The following is a 15630-nucleotide window of genomic DNA, read 5'->3' as shown; positions in this document are numbered from 1 at the left end:
GGGCGTCCTCAAACGGCGGGCTCGCGCAGGGCGCGAGACCACGAGGCGAGCTGGGTTTCGACGACGAGGTCGTCCACGGTGAGGAGGAGCTCGATCCCCTCGCCCGGCGTGAAGCGGATCCGCTCGGCCGTCGGCGCGGGAAGCCGGCGAAGCAGAGCCTCCCCGAGATCCGCGGGGCCGGTGAGCGCGATCGCGGCGGCGGGCTTGCCCCGAAGGATCGTGTCGAGGGCGGCCATGAGCCCGGCGAGCGCCCGGTCGCGCACGGCCTCGTCGAGGAACGGCCTGAGCACCCGGGCCGCGCCCGCGGCGATCCGCTCCTCGATTCCGCCGGCGAGCTCGGTCAGCAGCGCGGCGAGCCGTGCGCCCTCCTCGTCGGCCCAGCGGGCGCGCTCCATGGCAAGCAGCTCGGCCGCGCGGGCCTCAGCCGCCTCCAGGGCGGCGCCGTGCACCGCGGCGGCGCCGGCCTCGCCTTGCGCGACGCCGCGGGCGAAGGCCTCGGCGAGCAGGGTGTCGAGGTCGGGCTCCGGCGGGCCGGGATCCTCCACCGGCGGCGGGGCGCCCCGCGCGCCGGACGCCTCGGGCTCGGGGGTGAGCACCGCGACGGTGGGCTTGAGCTCGATCAGCCGGGCTGCGAGGGGATGGGCCATCAAGCGGTCTCGCCTGCGTGCATCCACTGCTTCAGGATGTGGGCGGCCTGCTCCTCGTTCTGCTCGACGATCTGCTCGAGGCGCTTGATGGTCGAGCTGTTGAGGCGGGTCGCGACGTTCTCGACGAGGTTGACCTCAGGCGCGGCGAGCGCCGGGGGCGCCTCGCCCGCGGGACCGCCGAGCGCGGCGCCCCCGAGGGCGGCGGCGGCCTCGGCCTTGGGCCGGTCGAGGAGCACGGCGAGCGCCGGGCGCAGGCCGAACCAGATCACGGTGAGCGCGATCACGAGGATCATCAGCGAGTTCACGATCGTGCCCGTCTGGCGCAGGAGGAGCTCCTTGAGGCTCGCGTCCGGCACCGGGTCGAGCCCGCCGCTAGAGCCCGCGAGGAAGCTCACGGCGGAGACCTTGAGCACGTCGCCGCGCGCCTCGCGGTAGCCCGCGGCCGAGCCGACGAGGGCCTCGATCTCGGCGATCTGGCGGGCGATGCCCTCCTCGCCCGCCTCGGGTCCCGCGGCGGCCGCGAGGCGGGCCCGGTTGACGAGGACCGCGATGGAGAGCTGCTCGATGCCGTAGCCGTCGCTCGACGTCTGGATCTGCTTCGACGAGATCTCGAAATTCGTGAGGTCCTCGCGCCGCTTCGTCTCCTCGCTCGACTGGTCGCCCTTGTCGGTGTTGATCCGCTCGTTGGGCAGGTTCTGCTGCACGGTGGTGGGGGCCTGGCGGTTCTGGTTCTGCGAGGTCTCGCTCTCGCGCACCACGCGGATCGAGCGCTCGACCTTGGACTCGGGATTGAAGATGGTCTCGTTCACCACCTTCTTGTCCGTGTTGATCTTCGCCGCGACGCTGATCTCGAAGTTCTCCAGGCCGAGATAGGGGGTGAGCGTGCGCCGCACGCTGTCCTCGATCTCCCGGTTGATCGTGCGGTGGAGGCCGGCGGCCCGGCCGCCCGCCTGGGCGGCATCGCCACCGGACGCGAGAAGCGTCCCGTCGGCGCTGAGCACCGTCACCTTGTCGGGGGTCATGCCGGGCACGGCGGCCGAGACGAGGTGGCGCACGGCCTGGGCCGAGCCCTGGAGGTCGGCGTGGTCGGCGCGGATCACCACGGAGGCCGAGGGCGGGCGCTGCTCGCGGCGGAAGGAGCCCGGGTCGGGCATCACGAGATGGACGCGCGCCGCCTTGATGCCGCGCATGCCCTGGATCGTGCGGGCGATCTCGCCCTCCAGAGCCCGGACGCGGGTCACCTCCTGCATGAACGAGGTGATGCCGAGCGAGCCGAGCTTGTCGAAGAGCTCGTAGCCCGCCTTGGCGCTGTAGGGCAGCCCCTTCTCGGCGAGCAGCATGCGGGCCTTGCTCACGTTGGCGTGGCCCACCATCACGGCGTTGCCGGCCGCGCTCACGTCGTAGGGGATGCCCGCTTCGTTGAGCGCGGTGCCGATGCGGGTGACGTCGTCGCGCTCCAGCCCCGTATAGAGGACCGCGTATTGCGGGCGGCTGAGGAGATAGGCGCCCGTTCCGACGCCCACGATCACGGTGAGCCCGACGATGGCGAGCGCCACGAGGCGCTTCAAGCCGAGGTCGAGAAGGTTCAGCCGCAGGCGGTCGGCATGTTCTAGAACGCTCATCGGGTCTCGCGATGCTGTTCGAGAGCCGGGCCGCGTGGCGCGCGGTCCGGCCGATCAAGCGACACCATGGCGGCGCAAGCTTGCCCGAGGGTTGCGACAGGCGCGGCGCGGCCGCCGTCACGCAAAAAGGCCACGCTCTTTCGAGCGTGGCCCTGGGATGGAGGCGTGGCCTCGAGGATCAGCCGCGGAAGAGCGACAGGATGCTCTGAGCGCCCTGGTTGGCGATCGAGAGGGCCTGGATGCCGAGCTGCTGCTGGGTCTGGAGCGCCTGGAGGCGGGTCGACTCCGCCGACATGTCGGCGTCCACGAGCTGGCCGACGCCGCGGCTCATCGAGTCGCGCAGGGCCTTCGTGAAGTCCTGCTGCAGGTCGATGCGCGACTTGAGCGAGCCGAGGTTGGTCGCGGCGGTCGTGATCGCGCCGAGGCCCTTGTCGACCGCGCGGATGAACACTTCCAGGCGGCTGAGGTCGGCCGCGCTGTCCGTGAGCTTGCTGATGTCGACCGTGGTCACGCTCGCCGTCGTCCAGGCGGCGCCGTCGTAGTAGTCGTAGCCCTTGTCCAGGATGCCCTTCTTGGAGGCGAGCAGGCCCGGAGCGGCGGGAGCGGCGATCGCGGTGATCGTGAAGTCCGCCGGGGCCGCCGAGAGGTTGGTCTGCGTGAAGCTCACCGCCACGCTGTTGCGGTTGGCGATGCGGAGCACGCCGGTGGAGTCGACCTGCGCCGTGATGCCGGAGATGCCGCTCAGCGCGGTCGCCACGTCGCCAAGGCTCGCGCCCTGGTCGAAGCGCAGCGTCGTGGTGGTGCCGCCGACGTTGACGGCGAGCGAGCCGCCGCCGGCCTGGACGACGAAGCCGCCGCCGGCCGTGACCGAAGCGGTGGTGTTGCGCATGCTGGCCAGCGCCGTCTCGGTCTGCGAGTCGAGCAGCTTCGAGGCGTTCAGGTTGACGTCGACGGTGCCGATCGCGATCTGGCCGCCGGTGCGCGAGAACGAGGCCACGACCGTCTTGGTCGGGTTGAAGCTCGCGGCGCCGCCGTCGACCGAGAGCCAGTTCTCGCCGTTGAACACCGCGGAGTTCGCCGTGTTCTTGAGCTGCTTCTGGAGCTCGGTGATGTCGGACTGGATCTTGCCGCGGTCGACGCCGGGGGTACGGGCGGCGACGAGCTTGGCCTTGATGTCGTCGACGACCTTCACGGTCGCGTTCATGGCGGTGTAGGCGACGTCGATGGTGGCGGCGCCGAGGCCGAGCGAGTCCTGCACGGCGCCCAGCGCCTTGTCGTCGGACCGCATCGTGGTCGCGATGGACCAGTAGGCGGCGTTGTCCTGCGCCGTCGAGACGCGGAAGCCCGACGAGATGCGCGCCTGCGTCATCTCCATGGACTTCTGGGTCTGGTTGAGCGTGGCCAGCGCCGTCATCGCGGCGGTGTTGGTGTTGATGGACGAACCCATGGTCGTATGTCCCTTGAAAGAGTGTTGCGGGACATGCCGGGCTTTCACCGGAATGACGGAGCGGCATCATGCCTATGGACCGCTGTGCGTTGGGGTCCAATCCGTCATGAGGGCACCCTACGCCGCGAAGCTTGCGCGAGGCTTAACGGCCTCAAGCCTCTTTCGAGCGGCCTGGACAGGCCGGTTCCCGCCCCTCTAGGCTCCCCCTCCTGCGGGCGCCGTACCTCGAGGGGTGCGCCGCCCGCCAAGACCACGAGGGGACCACCACAGCATGACCCACCGCACCACGATGCTCGCCGGCGTCGCAGCCCTGCTGCTCGCGACGGGCGCCCTGCCCGCCTCCGCCGTCACCCTGCGCTACGCCAACCAGGGCGACCTCAAGTCGCTCGATCCCTACACGCTCAACGAGACCACGACGAACGCCCATCACGGCCACGTCTACGAGGGCCTCACCCGGCGCGGAAAGGATCTCAAGATCGAGCCGGCGCTCGCCGAGCGCTGGGAGACGAGCGAGGACGGCCTGCGCTGGCGCCTGTTCCTGCGCAAGGGCGTGAAGTTCCACAACGGCAACGACTTCACCGCCGACGACGTGATCTTCTCCGCCGAGCGCGTGCGGGCCAAGGGCTCGAACTTCACCACCCGCATCCCCACGACGGCAAAGTTCGTGAAGGTCGACGACCACACGGTCGACGTCATCCTCGACTCGCCCAACCCCATCCTGAACAGCCAGTGGGACACCTGGTACATCATGGATAAGGAGTGGTCGGAGGCGAACAACACCACGCAGCCCACCCCCGCCGCCGCCACGACGCCGGGCTATGCGGCCCTCAACGCCAACGGCACGGGGCCCTTCCGCATCGAGACGCACCAGCCTGGCGTCCGCACGGTGTTCAAGAAGAACGAGGCCTGGTGGGACAAGCCCCAGCACAATCTCGACGAGATCGTCTTCACCCCGATCACCAACGACGCCACCCGCGTCGCCGCGCTCCTGTCGGGGGAGGTCGACGTGATCGAGCCCGTGCCGGTGCAGGACATCGCCCGGGTGAACGCGAGCCCCAACGCGAAGGTGCTCACCGGGCCGGAGCTTCGCACCATCTTCCTCGGCTTCGACACGGTGCGCGACGAGCTCCTCGTCTCCAACGTGAAGGGCAAGAACCCCTTCAAGGACCCTCGCGTCCGCGAGGCGTTCTACCGGGCGGTCGACATCGACGTGATCCGCGACCGGGTCATGCGCGGCCTCTCGACGCCCTCCGCCCTGATGATCGCGCCCCAGCTCTTCTCCGGCTCCAAGGAGTTCACGCGGCCCAAGGCCGACCTCGCGGCGGCCAAGAAGCTTCTCGCCGACGCCGGGTACCCTAACGGCTTCGAGGTCGGGATGGACTGCCCCAACGACCGCTACGTGAACGACGCCGAGATCTGCCAGGCGGTGGTGGGCATGCTGGCCCGGGCCGGCGTCAAGGTGGCGCTGAGCGCAATCCCGAAGGCGCAATATTTCGGCAAGGCCGGCAAGTCGGGCGGCTACCAGAGCACGCTCTATCTCCTGGGCTGGACCCCCGGCACCTTCGACAGCCACAACGTCCTCTACGACATCATGGGCTGCCGCGACGTGCCGACCTCGAGCCGCGGCGAGACGAACTACGGCGGCTATTGCAACAAGGAGCTCGACGCCCTCACCGACAAGATCCTCGTGGAGGCCGACACGACGAAGCGCGACGCGATGATCAAGCAGGCCTTCGAGATCGCCAACAAGGACTGGGGCTTCATCCCGCTGCACCAGCAGGCGCTGGCCTGGGGCGTCTCGAACAAGGTGAAGCTCACCCAGCGGGCGGACAACCAGATCCTGCTCTACTGGGCGCGCAAGGAATAGGCGGGACGCCAATCCCCCTCCCCCTTGCGGGGAGGGAGCAGGGGTGGGGGTCGGGACGCGAGAGGTCCCGGTGCAGGAGAGGGCTGTACGCGCCGGCGTGCTCCCCTCCCCCGCCCCCAGCTCCGACTTTTCGACCCCCACCCCTAACCCCTCCCTGCAAGGGGGAGGGGGACGGGCGCTCACTCGCCCTTGAGCATCGCGGCGAGCTCGCGGAAAGCGTCCTCGCTCTTGGGCGAGGTGGGGTCCTGGCGCAGGGCGTCGTAGAGGCGCGGGACGATGGCGACGGCCTGGTCGAGGTCGGGGTCGTTGCCGGGCGCGTAGCCGCCCATGATCCGCAGGTCGCGGGTGTCCTCGAAGCGGGCGATGAGGGCGCAGAAGCGGCGCACCAGCGCCTGCTGGTCGGCGCTCCAGACCTGGCGCGACAGGCGCGAGATCGAGGTGAGCGGGTTCATGGCGGGGAAGCGCCCGCGATCCGCGATGAAGCGCTCCAGCACGATGTGGCCGTCCAGCGTGCCGCGGATGTTGTCGGCCACGGGGTCGTTGTGGTCGTCGCCGTCGACGAGCACGGAGAAGATGCCCGTGATGGCCCCTCCCCCCTCGAAGCCCGGCCCCGCCCGCTCGAGCAGCCGGGGCAGCTCGCTGAACACGCTCGGCGTGAAGCCGCGCGACACGGCTGGCTCGCCGGCGGCGAGCGCCACGTCCCGGGCTGCATGGGCGTAGCGGGTCACGGAGTCGATGATGAGGAGCACCTGGTCGCCCCGGTCGCGGAAATATTCCGCCACCGCCATCGCCGTGTTGGGGGCGAGCTGGCGCATCATGGGGCTCTCGTCGCTGGTGGAGACCACCATCACGGCCCGGGCCCGCGAGGCCGGAGTGAGGGTCTCCTCCAGGAACTCGCGCACCTCGCGGCCCCGCTCGCCCACCAGCGCGATCACGATGGTGTCGAAGCCCTCCGCCCCCGCGATCATGGAGAGCAGGGTGGACTTGCCGACGCCCGAGCCCGCGAAGATGCCGACCCGCTGGCCGAGGCAGAGCGGCGTGAAGATGTCGATGGCCCGCACGCCCGTCTTCACGTGCCGGCCGACCCGGGCCCGGTTCATGGCGGGGGGCGGATCGGAGAACGGCATCACCCGGTGCTCGCCCACCACGAGGGGCGCGCCGCCGTCGATGGGGCGGCCGAGGGCGTCGACGACCCGGCCGCGCCAGCTGGCGTCGGGGGAGAGCGAGACGGGGCCGATGCGGTAGGCGCGCTCGCCGAGGCGGGCGTCGATGGAGCCCTCGAAGGGCTTCACCGTGGCGCCGCCGTCGTCGATGCGCACCACCTCGCCGATCTGCGGCCGCCCCTCGCCCCCGAGCAGGATGCGCTCGCCGAGCTTCAGGAAGGGCGAGATCCCGGAGACGCGGTAGAAGGCGGGGGTGACGGCCGAGATCTGGCCCCCGACCCGCACGGGCTCGATGTCGGCATGCGCCGAGGCCACGGCGTCGGCAAGCCGCGAGAGCGCGTTCGGCGCGGGGCGGGCGTCAGCGTGCATGGGGGCTCACGGGGCGCGGCTCGGGCTTCGCGGGCGCCTCGGCGCGGATGGAGGCGGCGCCCGCGTGGCGGGCCTTCATGGCCTGGAGCACGTCGAGGGGTAGGAAGTTCGAGGGCGCCTTGGCGAGGCGGTCCACGTCCACCTCGACGGGTTTCCCCGGCTCCTCGGCGGAGGCGGTCGCTGGGGCGGCAGGGCGGGCCGAGGCGGTGGTGTCGGGTTTCGGCGACGGCGCCTCGCTCCGGAAGCGGCCGAGATCGATGGGGCCTGTCGCCGGAGCGGCGGCGGGCGCCGGCATCGGCGGGCCCATGGTCTCCTCGTCCGGGATGTCGGACAGGCGCAGCGCCTTGCCCGGCGCGAAGGCGCCGCCGTCGAAGAGGAGCGGCAGGATCTCCGGCGGGATCATGTCGGGGGAGGCCGGCGGAGGAGCGGGCTTCGCGGCGGCTGTGCGGGCGAGCTCGCGGCCGAAATCCGGCGGCAGGGGCGGGCCCTGGACGGGGGCGGGCGCCGCGGCCACGGCTTTCGGGCCGCCGCGGGCGGCGCGTAAAGCAGCGAGGGTGTCCTTCAACGCCTCGACGGTCGCGGGCGTGGCGGGGCCTGCCGCAAGAAGGGACGACGTCGGGGCGAGCGGCGGGGTCATCGCGGATCGCCCAGGGTGCGGGTCGCCTCCTGCTGGGCGCGGGCGGCCTCGTCCACGGCCGCCGACGCGCTCTCGAAGGCGCGGGTCACCATGACGAGCTTCGCCATCTCCATGACGGGGTTGACGTTGGCGCCCTCGACGAAGCCCTGCACGACGCCGTTGCGGCTGAAATCGTTCACGGCCTCGACGCGCTTGTCGGGGATCACGCCGGAATTCTCGAACCGCGACAGCTTGGCGTCGGCGGGGATGAGGTGGAGGCCGAGCACGCCGGCCTGCTGGGCCCCTTGCGAGATGGCGCCGTCGCGGCTGATGACGGGCGGGCCGCCGTTCGGGTTGAGCTGGATCGGCGTGCCGCCCGCGTCGAGGACGGGGTGGCCCGCCACCGTGCGCAGCTCGCCGTTCGCGGTCATGTTCATGCGCCCGTCGCGGGTATAGACCACGCCTTTCGGGGTCTGGAACGCGAACCAGGCCTCGCCGTCGACCGCGACGTCGAGGGGCGCGTCGGTCTTGGTGAGGCCGCCCGGGCGGCGGGAGATGTAGGTCTCGCCCGCGGAGGCGAAGGCGACCGGGTCGCGCCCGGCCTGGGCCAGCACCGCCTCGAAGGTCACCTCGTCGGCGCGGTAGCCCGCCGTGTTCATGTTGGCGACGTTGCGGGCGAGCGTCTGCATGCGCCGCTCGAGGGCGACTTGGCCGGACAGCGCGACATAGAGGGAGGATTGCATGGTCAGCGTCCGAAGCGGGTGATCTGGGGGCCGACGGATCCCGTCGGCGCCATGAGGGAGGCCAGTGCCGCCGCGATGGGCTGGGGCTGATCCTTGGAGGATTGCATGGTCAGCGTCCGAACCGGATGGACTGGAGGCCGACGAGGAGGTCGGGCCGGATGCCGACGGACCCGGCGGATCCGACCGGCGCCATGAGGGAGGCGAGCGCGGTCGCCATGGGCTGGGGCTGGTTCACGTCGTTCATGGACGCGAAGCGCTTCAGGAAGGCGTCGAGCTTCGTCTTGTCCTTGAAGTCCGCGAAGGTGATCCGGCTCTCGATGAGCCGCGCCTGCTTGTCGATGTCGGTGGTGGCCATCGCTTCCGGCAGGTTGAGCGCGGTGCGCACCACCTTGGACAGGGCCGGGTCGGCGAGCACCTGGTAGGCGTTCTTCAAGCCGGGCGCCATGCGGGCGAAATAGAGCGCGAGCCGGACGCCCTCGTTCGACTCGCCCTCGCGCTGCTCCAGGGTCTGGCGGACGTAGCGCTTGACCACGCCGTCCTGGGCGGCGCTGAACGCGGTCGTCGCGGAGCCGAACTGGGCGAAGTTGAACGTGTCGGCGAACTCGCGGTAGCGCTTGTCGGCGAGCTTGTTGGCGAAGCTGTCGCGGCTCGCGATGCCGCCCTCCAGCACCTTCCGCATGAAGCCCTTGGCGTAGATCATGTCCTCGAGGCCGAACGCCTTCATGGCCACCCGATAGACGGTGTCGTTCTCCAGGAAATCGTCGATCGACTTCACCGACCGGATCGACTTCTCGTAGGCCGTGATCTCGCGCTTGATCGCGGGATCGGACGCCGTCCGCGCCAGCGACTTGTCGAGATCGCGGGTGACGAGGTTGTAGGCCAGGGCCGTGGAGAGCATGGCGGTCGCTCCGGTCTCGGGTGTGAGCCGCCATGCGGGGTCCGGCACGCAGGCGTCACCGCGCCACCTTCCGCTCCCACCCTTGCGCGGGGCTGGAGGCGCCGGATCCCGGGATCCGGGGATCCTGTGACACCTGGCGGCTCTAGCGCTTGAGGAGGCCGCCCAGCGTGCCGCGCACCACCGCCCGGCCGATGGAGCCGCCCTGCCGGCCGAGGATCGCCTTGCCGATATTGGCCGCGATCTCGCCCACCACCTGGTTCGCCACGGTGCGGGTGACCTCGCGGGCGACCGTCTGGCCGACGCTCAGGGTCTCGCCGCGCTTGCGGCTCGTGCCGAACAGGCCGCCCAGCATGTCGAGGATGCCGCCCCCGCCCGCCGCCTCGCCCCCCGCCGCGGCCTCGGCGCGCCGGGCGAGCATCTCGGCGGCGGAGTCGGGATCGACGCTCTCGTCGTACTTGCCCCGGAAGGGGCTCGCGGCGATCAGCGCCTGGCGCTCGGCGTCGTCCACCGGCCCGACCCGGCCCATGGGCGGGGCGACGAGGGTGCGCTCCACCATGGAGGGCGCGCCCCTCCCCTCCAGCGTCGAGACCAGGGCCTCGCCCACCCCGAGCTCGGTGATCGCGGCGGCCGTGCTGAAGGCGGGGTTCTGGCGGAAGGTCTCGGCGGCGGCGCGCACCGCCCGCTGGTCGCGGGGCGTGAAGGCGCGAAGCGCGTGCTGGACGCGGTTGCCGAGCTGGCCGAGCACGGATTCGGGCACGTCGAGGGGATTCTGCGTCACGAAATAGACGCCCACCCCCTTGGAGCGGATGAGCCGCACCACACGCTCGACCGAGTCCACGAGGGCTTTCGGCGCATCCGCGAAGAGGAGATGCGCCTCGTCGAAGAAGAACACGAGCTTCGGCTTGTCGAGATCGCCCACCTCGGGCAGCTCCTCGAACAATTCCGACATCAGCCACAGGAGGAAGGTGGCGTAGAGGCGCGGGTTGTTCATGAGCCGGTCGGCGGCGAGCAGGTTCACCACGCCCCGCCCGTCCCGGTCGACCCGCATCAGGTCCCGGATCTGGAGGGCCGGCTCGCCGAGGAACTCGTGGGCGTTCTGGTTCTCCAGGACGAGGAGCTGGCGCTGGATCGCGCCCACGCTCTGCTTCGAGACGTTGCCATAGGCGGTGGTGAGCTCCTTCGCGTTGTCGGCGATGAAGGCGAGGAGCGCCCGCAGGTCCTTGAGGTCGACGAGGAGCAGGCCCTGCTCGTCGGCGACCCGGAACGCGATGTTGAGGACGCCCTCCTGCGTGTCGTTGAGGTCGAGGAGGCGCGAGAGCAGGAGCGGTCCCATCTCGGACACGGTCGCCCGCACCCGGTGCCCCTTCTCGCCGAACAGGTCCCAGAACACCACGGGGAAGCGGTCGGGGGCGTACTCGACCCCCACCTCCGCGGCGCGCTCGACGAAGACGGGCTTGCCCTCCCCCGGCGCCGCGATCCCCGACAGATCGCCCTTGATGTCGGCGGCGAAGACGGGCACGCCCGCGTTGGAGAACCCCTCCGCCAGCACCTGCAGCGTCACGGTCTTCCCCGTCCCCGTGGCGCCCGTCACGAGCCCGTGCCGGTTGGCGAGCCGCAGGTGAAGATGCTCCGGCTTGGTGCTCTTCCCGATGAGGATGGTCCCGTCCGTGCTCATGGTCTCGCGTGCCCCTGGTTTGCGGCTAGAGATAATGGGATCGCAAGCGGGAGGCCATAGGAACCTCCCTCCCCTCTCCCGTGGGGAGAGGGGAGGCGCGCCCTGGACATGGCGCATCGCGCCCCGGGGGCGGCCCGTCCTGTCCGGCCGTCTGCCGGAGGGCGGGCGAGAGAACATCGAGGGGGCGCGGGACGCCGCGGGCTCGATTGTGGCAGTCGGCCGTGAGCTTAGAGCCCAGCGGCGTCCACGGGGGCCCGGATCGATGGTCCGGCCCCGTCCGGGTCGCCCCGGCACGCATCAGCGGCGGTCTAGGCGCGTCGCCATCGGTCAGACTGACGCGCGGCCGAGCCGGGCTAAGGGCCCTCGCAAGAGGAAACCCCGCCGTTGTGCCCCACCGCCGTCGCCCCGTGGGTCGTCCGTGCTTGGGTGCGTCCCGTCACGATAACCCCACCAGATCCCGCCATAGTACGGGTATCGCCGACATCACGGGTGTCGCCACCCGCTTAGGCATCCGTCCCCCGAGACCCCGGACCGCGTATCCGGGGGCGCAGGCGCCGCGCACCACCCCACCTCACGACGCCTCGCGACAGCGCCCCTCATCGGGTGATGCGGGGTAGGACATAAATCAGGTGAGTAGGAATGTCAAGGTGGCGTATCTCCCCTCCCCCTTGTGAGGAGGGGTTGGGGGTGGGGGTCGTAAAGTCGGAGCTGGCGGGAAGGTCGGGAGAATGCAGGCTGCTACAGCCCTATCCTGCACCGGCCGCGGATGGCGTCCCGACCCCCACCCCTACCCCTCCCCACAAGGGGGAGGGGGCACACGCAGGCCGGTACAGCCCACTTCCGGACCGGGACCTCTCGCGTCCCGACCCCCACCCCTAACCCCTCCCCGCAAGGGGGAGGGGAAGAGCCAGCACCGGTTCCGCTTGCGTCCGGCCCATCCCCCCTGGCGCGGCGCGCGGGACTGTTGCAAACACGCGGGAGCATCAGAACCGAAAGGATGGGCCCATGACGGACGCGTCCCCGCTGCCCCTCGCCGCCGCCTTCGAGAGCCCCACCCGCGAGGCGTGGCTGCGTCTCGTGGAGGGCGTGCTCAAGGGGGCCGATGTCGAGAAGCGCCTCGTGGGCCGGACCTATGACGGCCTTCGCATCGAGCCGCTCTACCCGAAGGCCGAGCCGCCGGCGCAGCCGGGGCGGGCGGCGGGAGGCCGGTGGCGGATCGCGGCGCACATGGACCATCCTGACCCCGTGGAGGCGAACCGCCTCGCGCTGGCCGACCTGGAGGGCGGCGCCGACGCCCTCGTCCTCACCCTCGCGGGTGCCCCCACGGGGCGCGGCTTCGGCGTCGGGGTCACGTGCGTCGACGATCTCGACCGGGCCCTCGACGGGGTGATGCTCGACCTCATCCACCTCGCCATCGAGACCGCCCCCTTCGCCGGCCGGGAGGCCGCGACGCAGGTGCTGGCCCTCGTCGAGCGCCGCCGCCTCGACCCCGCCACCCTGTCGGTCGAGATCGGCCTCGATCCCGCGGGCGACATGGCGCGCACGGGCCGCTCACCGATGCCCTTCGCGGCCCTGATGGAGCGCGTCGCCGGCACCCTGCGCCTCCTGCGCGAGGGGGGCTTGCACGGCCCGCAGCTGCGCGCCGACGGCCGGCCCTACCACGAGGCGGGCGCGAGCGAGGCGGGGGAGCTCGCCGCCGTGCTCGCCACGGGCGTCGCCTATCTGCGCGGCCTGGAGGCCAACGGGATCGATCTCGACGAGGCGCGCCGCGCCATCGCCTTCACCCTCGTGGCCGACGCCGACGAGTTCCTCACCATCGCGAAGCTGCGCGCGTTCCGCCGCCTGTGGGCGCGGGCCGAGGCGGCGTGCGGCCTGGCGCCCGAACCCGTCCGCCTCACGGCCGAGACCGCGTGGCGGATGACGACGCGGGCCGACCCGTGGGTCAACATGCTGCGGGCGAGCGTCGCCGTGTTCTCGGCGGGCGTCGGCGGCGCGGATATCGTCTCCGTGCTGCCGTTCACGGCGGCGCTCGGGCTCCCCGACGCCTTCGCCCGGCGCGTGGCCCGCAACACCCAGCTCGTCCTCATGGAGGAGGGTCAGCTCTGGCGCGTCGCCGACCCGGCCGCCGGAGCCGGCGGCTTCGAGGCGCTGACCGACGCGCTCGCGGCGACGGCCTGGAGCGCCTTCCAGGAGATCGAGCGCGAGGGCGGGATCGCGGCGAGCCTCTCGGCCGGCGCCCTCCAGGGGCGGATCGCGGCCGTGCGGGAGGAGCGCGCCCGCAACGTGGCGCGCCGGCGCGATCCCATCACCGGCACGAGCGAGTTCCCCGACATCGCGGAGGCCCCCGTCGATGTCCTGATGCCCGCGCCCGTGGACGCCCCGTCGCGGGGGCAAGGCGATTTCCCGGCCTTGCGCCCGGTGCGCGCGGCCGAGCCTTTCGAGCGCCTGCGCGCGGCCTCCGACGCGTGGCTCGCCCGCACGGGAGCGCGGCCGCGGGTGTTCCTGGCGGGGCTCGGCCCCGTGGCGGCGTTCACGGCGCGCGCGACATTCGCAAAGAACTTCTTTGAAGCCGGTGGCATAGAAGCGACCCTGAACGGCGAATTAACAGACGTCGACAGCATCGTGACTACTTACCTTGCGTCAGGGGCCAAGCTTGCGTGCCTGTGCTCGACGGACGAGACTTACGTAGAACTAGCGATAGACGCCGTGAAAGGGTTGAAACAGGCGGGTTGTGGGGCTATTTACAGTGCAGGCCGGGCGACGGACATCGAAGCTGACCTCCGCGCCGCCGGACTGACGTCCACCATCCATGCCGGGTGCGACGCGCTCGGGATCCTCGATCAGGCCCACGAGACGGCCTGCCGACGGTCCTGACCGCGCCCATCGCCTTGCGGCGGCCCGGCCTCTTGCCACGGGAAGGCTCCAGATGCGCCATCAGATCCGCACGCTCGTCCTCGGCCTCGGCACGCTTGCCGCCGGCAGCGCCCTTGCCGCCGGCAGCGCCCTTGCCGCCGGCAGCGCCGTTGCGGCTGGCGCCGGTCCGGCCCCGGCCGGGTTCGACGGCACCTGGGCCGTCGAGATGGTGACGGAGGCGGGCTCCTGCGATCGCAGCTACACCTACACGATCGCGGTGGAGGACGGCGCGGTGCGCTATCACCAGGCCTCCCCGGACGAGCCGAAGGTGACCGTGTCGGGCCGCATCGGCCAGGACGGCGGTGTGACCCTCGGCATCCGCCGCTCGCTCGCCAGCGCCGCAGCCTCCGGCAAGCTCAAGGGCAACGGCGGCGCCGGCGCCTGGAAGGTGGAGTTCCTCGGCTGCTCCGGCCGCTGGACCGCCACCCGTCGCACGGAGACCGCCTCGCGCTGAGGGGCAGGGCTCGGCTCAGGTTTCGAGGCGCTCGGGGATCCCCGGGCGCCTTTTTTGCGTGGGGCCGGCGATAGCGCTCCCACCTCCGTCCTCGCTCCACCCTGTCATCCCCGGCCGGAACCGGCCGAAAGGCCGGTGAAGGGGAAGGGGATCCAGCGCAAGCGATGCTGCCGCGTCAGCGGCACGACTTGGCCCGCGAAGGGCCCTGGACGGGCATAAGGTGTCGCTTCGCGACAAGAGTAACGCTGGATCCTCTTCCCTTCCGCTGGCTTCGCCAGCTCCAGCCGGGGATGACACGGTGGAGCAACCCCCGCCGCCATCCGCCGCAGTCCCATCCCGAAACGCCCGCTCATCCCGGATTCAGGTTGGCGCGTTATCCTTCCGCCAACGAAACCGTGCAGGAGACGCAGATGCCGACGAAGAGCCTTCTCATGGCCCTGGCGCTCGCCGGGCTCGCCGGGCCCGCCCTCGCGCAGGGGAGCGCGGCCAAGTTCGACGGGCGCTGGAGCGTTGAGGTGATCACCGAGAAGGGCGACTGCGATCGCGCCTATCGCTACGCGGTGGCGATCGACAAGGGGGAGGTGCGCTATGCGGGCACCGAGAACTTCCAGGTCACCGGCAAGGTGCAGCCCAACGGCGCCGTCCAGGGCACGATCGGGCGCGGCGGCGACCGGGTGGCCGTGAAGGGCCAGCTCGACGGCGCCAACGGCGTCGGCACTTGGAGCGCGGCCGGCAACACCCAGTGCTCCGGCCGCTGGAACGCCGAGAAGCGCGGGTAGAATCTGCACGGGGCCGGGCTCGCGTCCGGCCCCGTGGCCCTATCGGACTAGAGGAACTGGGTGAGGCCGGGGATCGCGCCGACGATCGGGCCCATGACGTCCTCGCCGGCCTTCTCGCGGCCATAGGTGAAGAGCTCGCGGCCCAGCGGCTGCATCTGGCCCATGCCGACGCCGATGCCCATGAGCTGGCCGCCGAGCGCCATGACGCCGCCGCCCATGCCGCCCATCATCCCGCCGCCGCCCGTGTCGCTCGCCTGCGCGTTCGCCATGGCCTGCTCGGCGCCGGGGATCGCCGCCACGAGCTGGTTCACCTCGGCGGGCGGCCCCTCCTTCTTCAGGAAGTTCATGATGATCGCGACGGCCTTCTCCGCCGTCGCGGCGTCGAGGCCGGTCTTCTGGGTCACGCGGGCAATGAGCTCGTCCATGGGAATCTCCGC

General features: G+C 71.4%; 13 protein-coding genes. 4 read left to right on the top strand and 9 right to left on the bottom strand.

All coding sequences use genetic code 11. The annotated features are described in order from the left end of the window. Window positions 1-8 precede the first annotated feature (8 nt). The 3 genes from F0L46_RS10265 to F0L46_RS10255 form a co-directional block, all read right to left on the bottom strand. On the bottom strand, window positions 9-647 hold the full coding sequence (locus tag F0L46_RS10265) for a hypothetical protein (RefSeq protein ID WP_149817122.1): 639 nt from the start codon (window positions 645-647) through the stop codon (window positions 9-11). Beyond that, window positions 647-2269 (bottom strand): flagellar basal-body MS-ring/collar protein FliF, encoded by a 1623-nt coding sequence (gene fliF / locus F0L46_RS10260; protein ID WP_149817120.1) that lies wholly within the window; start codon window positions 2267-2269, stop codon window positions 647-649. The genes F0L46_RS10265 and fliF overlap by 1 nt, the downstream gene beginning before the upstream one ends. Before the next feature lie 178 nt (window positions 2270-2447). Further along, window positions 2448-3716, bottom strand: a complete 1269-nt coding sequence (locus tag F0L46_RS10255; RefSeq protein WP_149817118.1) for a flagellin N-terminal helical domain-containing protein — start codon at window positions 3714-3716, stop codon at window positions 2448-2450. Window positions 3717-3987: 271 nt separating this feature from the next. On the opposite strand from F0L46_RS10255, the gene F0L46_RS10250 reads away from it, so the two are divergent. Further along, window positions 3988-5583 carry an ABC transporter substrate-binding protein gene (locus F0L46_RS10250; protein WP_149817116.1) on the top strand — a complete coding sequence of 532 codons (1596 nt, stop codon included), beginning with the start codon at window positions 3988-3990 and terminating at the stop codon, window positions 5581-5583. Between the two features lie 179 nt (window positions 5584-5762). Here the strand turns inward: F0L46_RS10250 and fliI are convergent, their stop codons facing one another. The 5 genes from fliI to F0L46_RS10225 form a co-directional block, all read right to left on the bottom strand. Beyond that, entirely contained in the window at window positions 5763-7115 is a 1353-nt protein-coding gene (gene fliI / locus F0L46_RS10245) for a flagellar protein export ATPase FliI (protein WP_149817114.1), read from the bottom strand. Beyond that, the gene (locus F0L46_RS10240; protein ID WP_149817112.1) at window positions 7105-7752 is read right to left on the bottom strand and encodes a hypothetical protein; all 648 of its coding nucleotides are present in this window, start codon (window positions 7750-7752) and stop codon (window positions 7105-7107) included. Before F0L46_RS10240 ends, fliI begins: the two co-directional genes overlap by 11 nt. Beyond that, the gene (gene flgF / locus F0L46_RS10235) at window positions 7749-8474 is read right to left on the bottom strand and encodes a flagellar basal-body rod protein FlgF (protein ID WP_149817110.1); all 726 of its coding nucleotides are present in this window, start codon (window positions 8472-8474) and stop codon (window positions 7749-7751) included. The genes F0L46_RS10240 and flgF overlap by 4 nt, the downstream gene beginning before the upstream one ends. A 109-nt stretch (window positions 8475-8583) precedes the next feature. After that, the gene (locus F0L46_RS10230) at window positions 8584-9372 is read right to left on the bottom strand and encodes a DUF1217 domain-containing protein (protein WP_149817108.1); all 789 of its coding nucleotides are present in this window, start codon (window positions 9370-9372) and stop codon (window positions 8584-8586) included. A gap of 142 nt (window positions 9373-9514) precedes the next feature. Next, window positions 9515-11047, bottom strand: a complete 1533-nt coding sequence (locus tag F0L46_RS10225) for a helicase HerA-like domain-containing protein (RefSeq protein WP_149817106.1) — start codon at window positions 11045-11047, stop codon at window positions 9515-9517. 1005 nt (window positions 11048-12052) lie between these two features. On the opposite strand from F0L46_RS10225, the gene F0L46_RS10220 reads away from it, so the two are divergent. From F0L46_RS10220 to F0L46_RS10210, 3 genes are all read left to right on the top strand, one after another. Then, on the top strand, window positions 12053-13921 hold the full coding sequence (locus F0L46_RS10220) for a methylmalonyl-CoA mutase family protein (RefSeq protein ID WP_149817104.1): 1869 nt from the start codon (window positions 12053-12055) through the stop codon (window positions 13919-13921). A gap of 52 nt (window positions 13922-13973) precedes the next feature. Next, complete coding sequence (locus F0L46_RS10215; RefSeq protein ID WP_149817102.1) at window positions 13974-14414, top strand: hypothetical protein; 441 nt, start codon at window positions 13974-13976, stop codon at window positions 14412-14414. A 410-nt stretch (window positions 14415-14824) separates the two neighbouring features. After that, window positions 14825-15193 carry a hypothetical protein gene (locus F0L46_RS10210; protein WP_149817100.1) on the top strand — a complete coding sequence of 123 codons (369 nt, stop codon included), beginning with the start codon at window positions 14825-14827 and terminating at the stop codon, window positions 15191-15193. 47 nt (window positions 15194-15240) lie between these two features. On the opposite strand, the gene F0L46_RS10205 is transcribed toward F0L46_RS10210, so the two are convergent. Next, window positions 15241-15618: a DUF2267 domain-containing protein gene (locus tag F0L46_RS10205; protein WP_149817098.1), complete on the bottom strand. Its 378-nt coding sequence runs from the start codon at window positions 15616-15618 to the stop codon at window positions 15241-15243. Window positions 15619-15630 lie beyond the last annotated feature (12 nt).

This window comes from Salinarimonas soli, from assembly GCF_008386575.1.
Lineage (GTDB): Bacteria > Pseudomonadota > Alphaproteobacteria > Rhizobiales > Beijerinckiaceae > Salinarimonas_A > Salinarimonas_A soli.
This window is presented reverse-complemented; position numbering and strand designations above follow the sequence as displayed.

Excerpts from the sequence above, each read along its gene's own strand:
- F0L46_RS10265 (WP_149817122.1), bottom strand. The coding sequence starts at position 647 with ATGGCCCATCCCCTCGCAGCCCGGCTGATCGAGCTCAAGCCCACCGTC.
- fliF (WP_149817120.1), bottom strand. The coding sequence starts at position 2,269 with ATGAGCGTTCTAGAACATGCCGACCGCCTGCGGCTGAACCTTCTCGAC.
- F0L46_RS10255 (WP_149817118.1), bottom strand. The coding sequence starts at position 3,716 with ATGGGTTCGTCCATCAACACCAACACCGCCGCGATGACGGCGCTGGCC.
- F0L46_RS10250 (WP_149817116.1), top strand. The coding sequence starts at position 3,988 with ATGACCCACCGCACCACGATGCTCGCCGGCGTCGCAGCCCTGCTGCTC.
- fliI (WP_149817114.1), bottom strand. The coding sequence starts at position 7,115 with ATGCACGCTGACGCCCGCCCCGCGCCGAACGCGCTCTCGCGGCTTGCC.
- F0L46_RS10240 (WP_149817112.1), bottom strand. The coding sequence starts at position 7,752 with ATGACCCCGCCGCTCGCCCCGACGTCGTCCCTTCTTGCGGCAGGCCCC.
- flgF (WP_149817110.1), bottom strand. The coding sequence starts at position 8,474 with ATGCAATCCTCCCTCTATGTCGCGCTGTCCGGCCAAGTCGCCCTCGAG.
- F0L46_RS10230 (WP_149817108.1), bottom strand. The coding sequence starts at position 9,372 with ATGCTCTCCACGGCCCTGGCCTACAACCTCGTCACCCGCGATCTCGAC.
- F0L46_RS10225 (WP_149817106.1), bottom strand. The coding sequence starts at position 11,047 with ATGAGCACGGACGGGACCATCCTCATCGGGAAGAGCACCAAGCCGGAG.
- F0L46_RS10220 (WP_149817104.1), top strand. The coding sequence starts at position 12,053 with ATGACGGACGCGTCCCCGCTGCCCCTCGCCGCCGCCTTCGAGAGCCCC.
- F0L46_RS10215 (WP_149817102.1), top strand. The coding sequence starts at position 13,974 with ATGCGCCATCAGATCCGCACGCTCGTCCTCGGCCTCGGCACGCTTGCC.
- F0L46_RS10210 (WP_149817100.1), top strand. The coding sequence starts at position 14,825 with ATGCCGACGAAGAGCCTTCTCATGGCCCTGGCGCTCGCCGGGCTCGCC.
- F0L46_RS10205 (WP_149817098.1), bottom strand. The coding sequence starts at position 15,618 with ATGGACGAGCTCATTGCCCGCGTGACCCAGAAGACCGGCCTCGACGCC.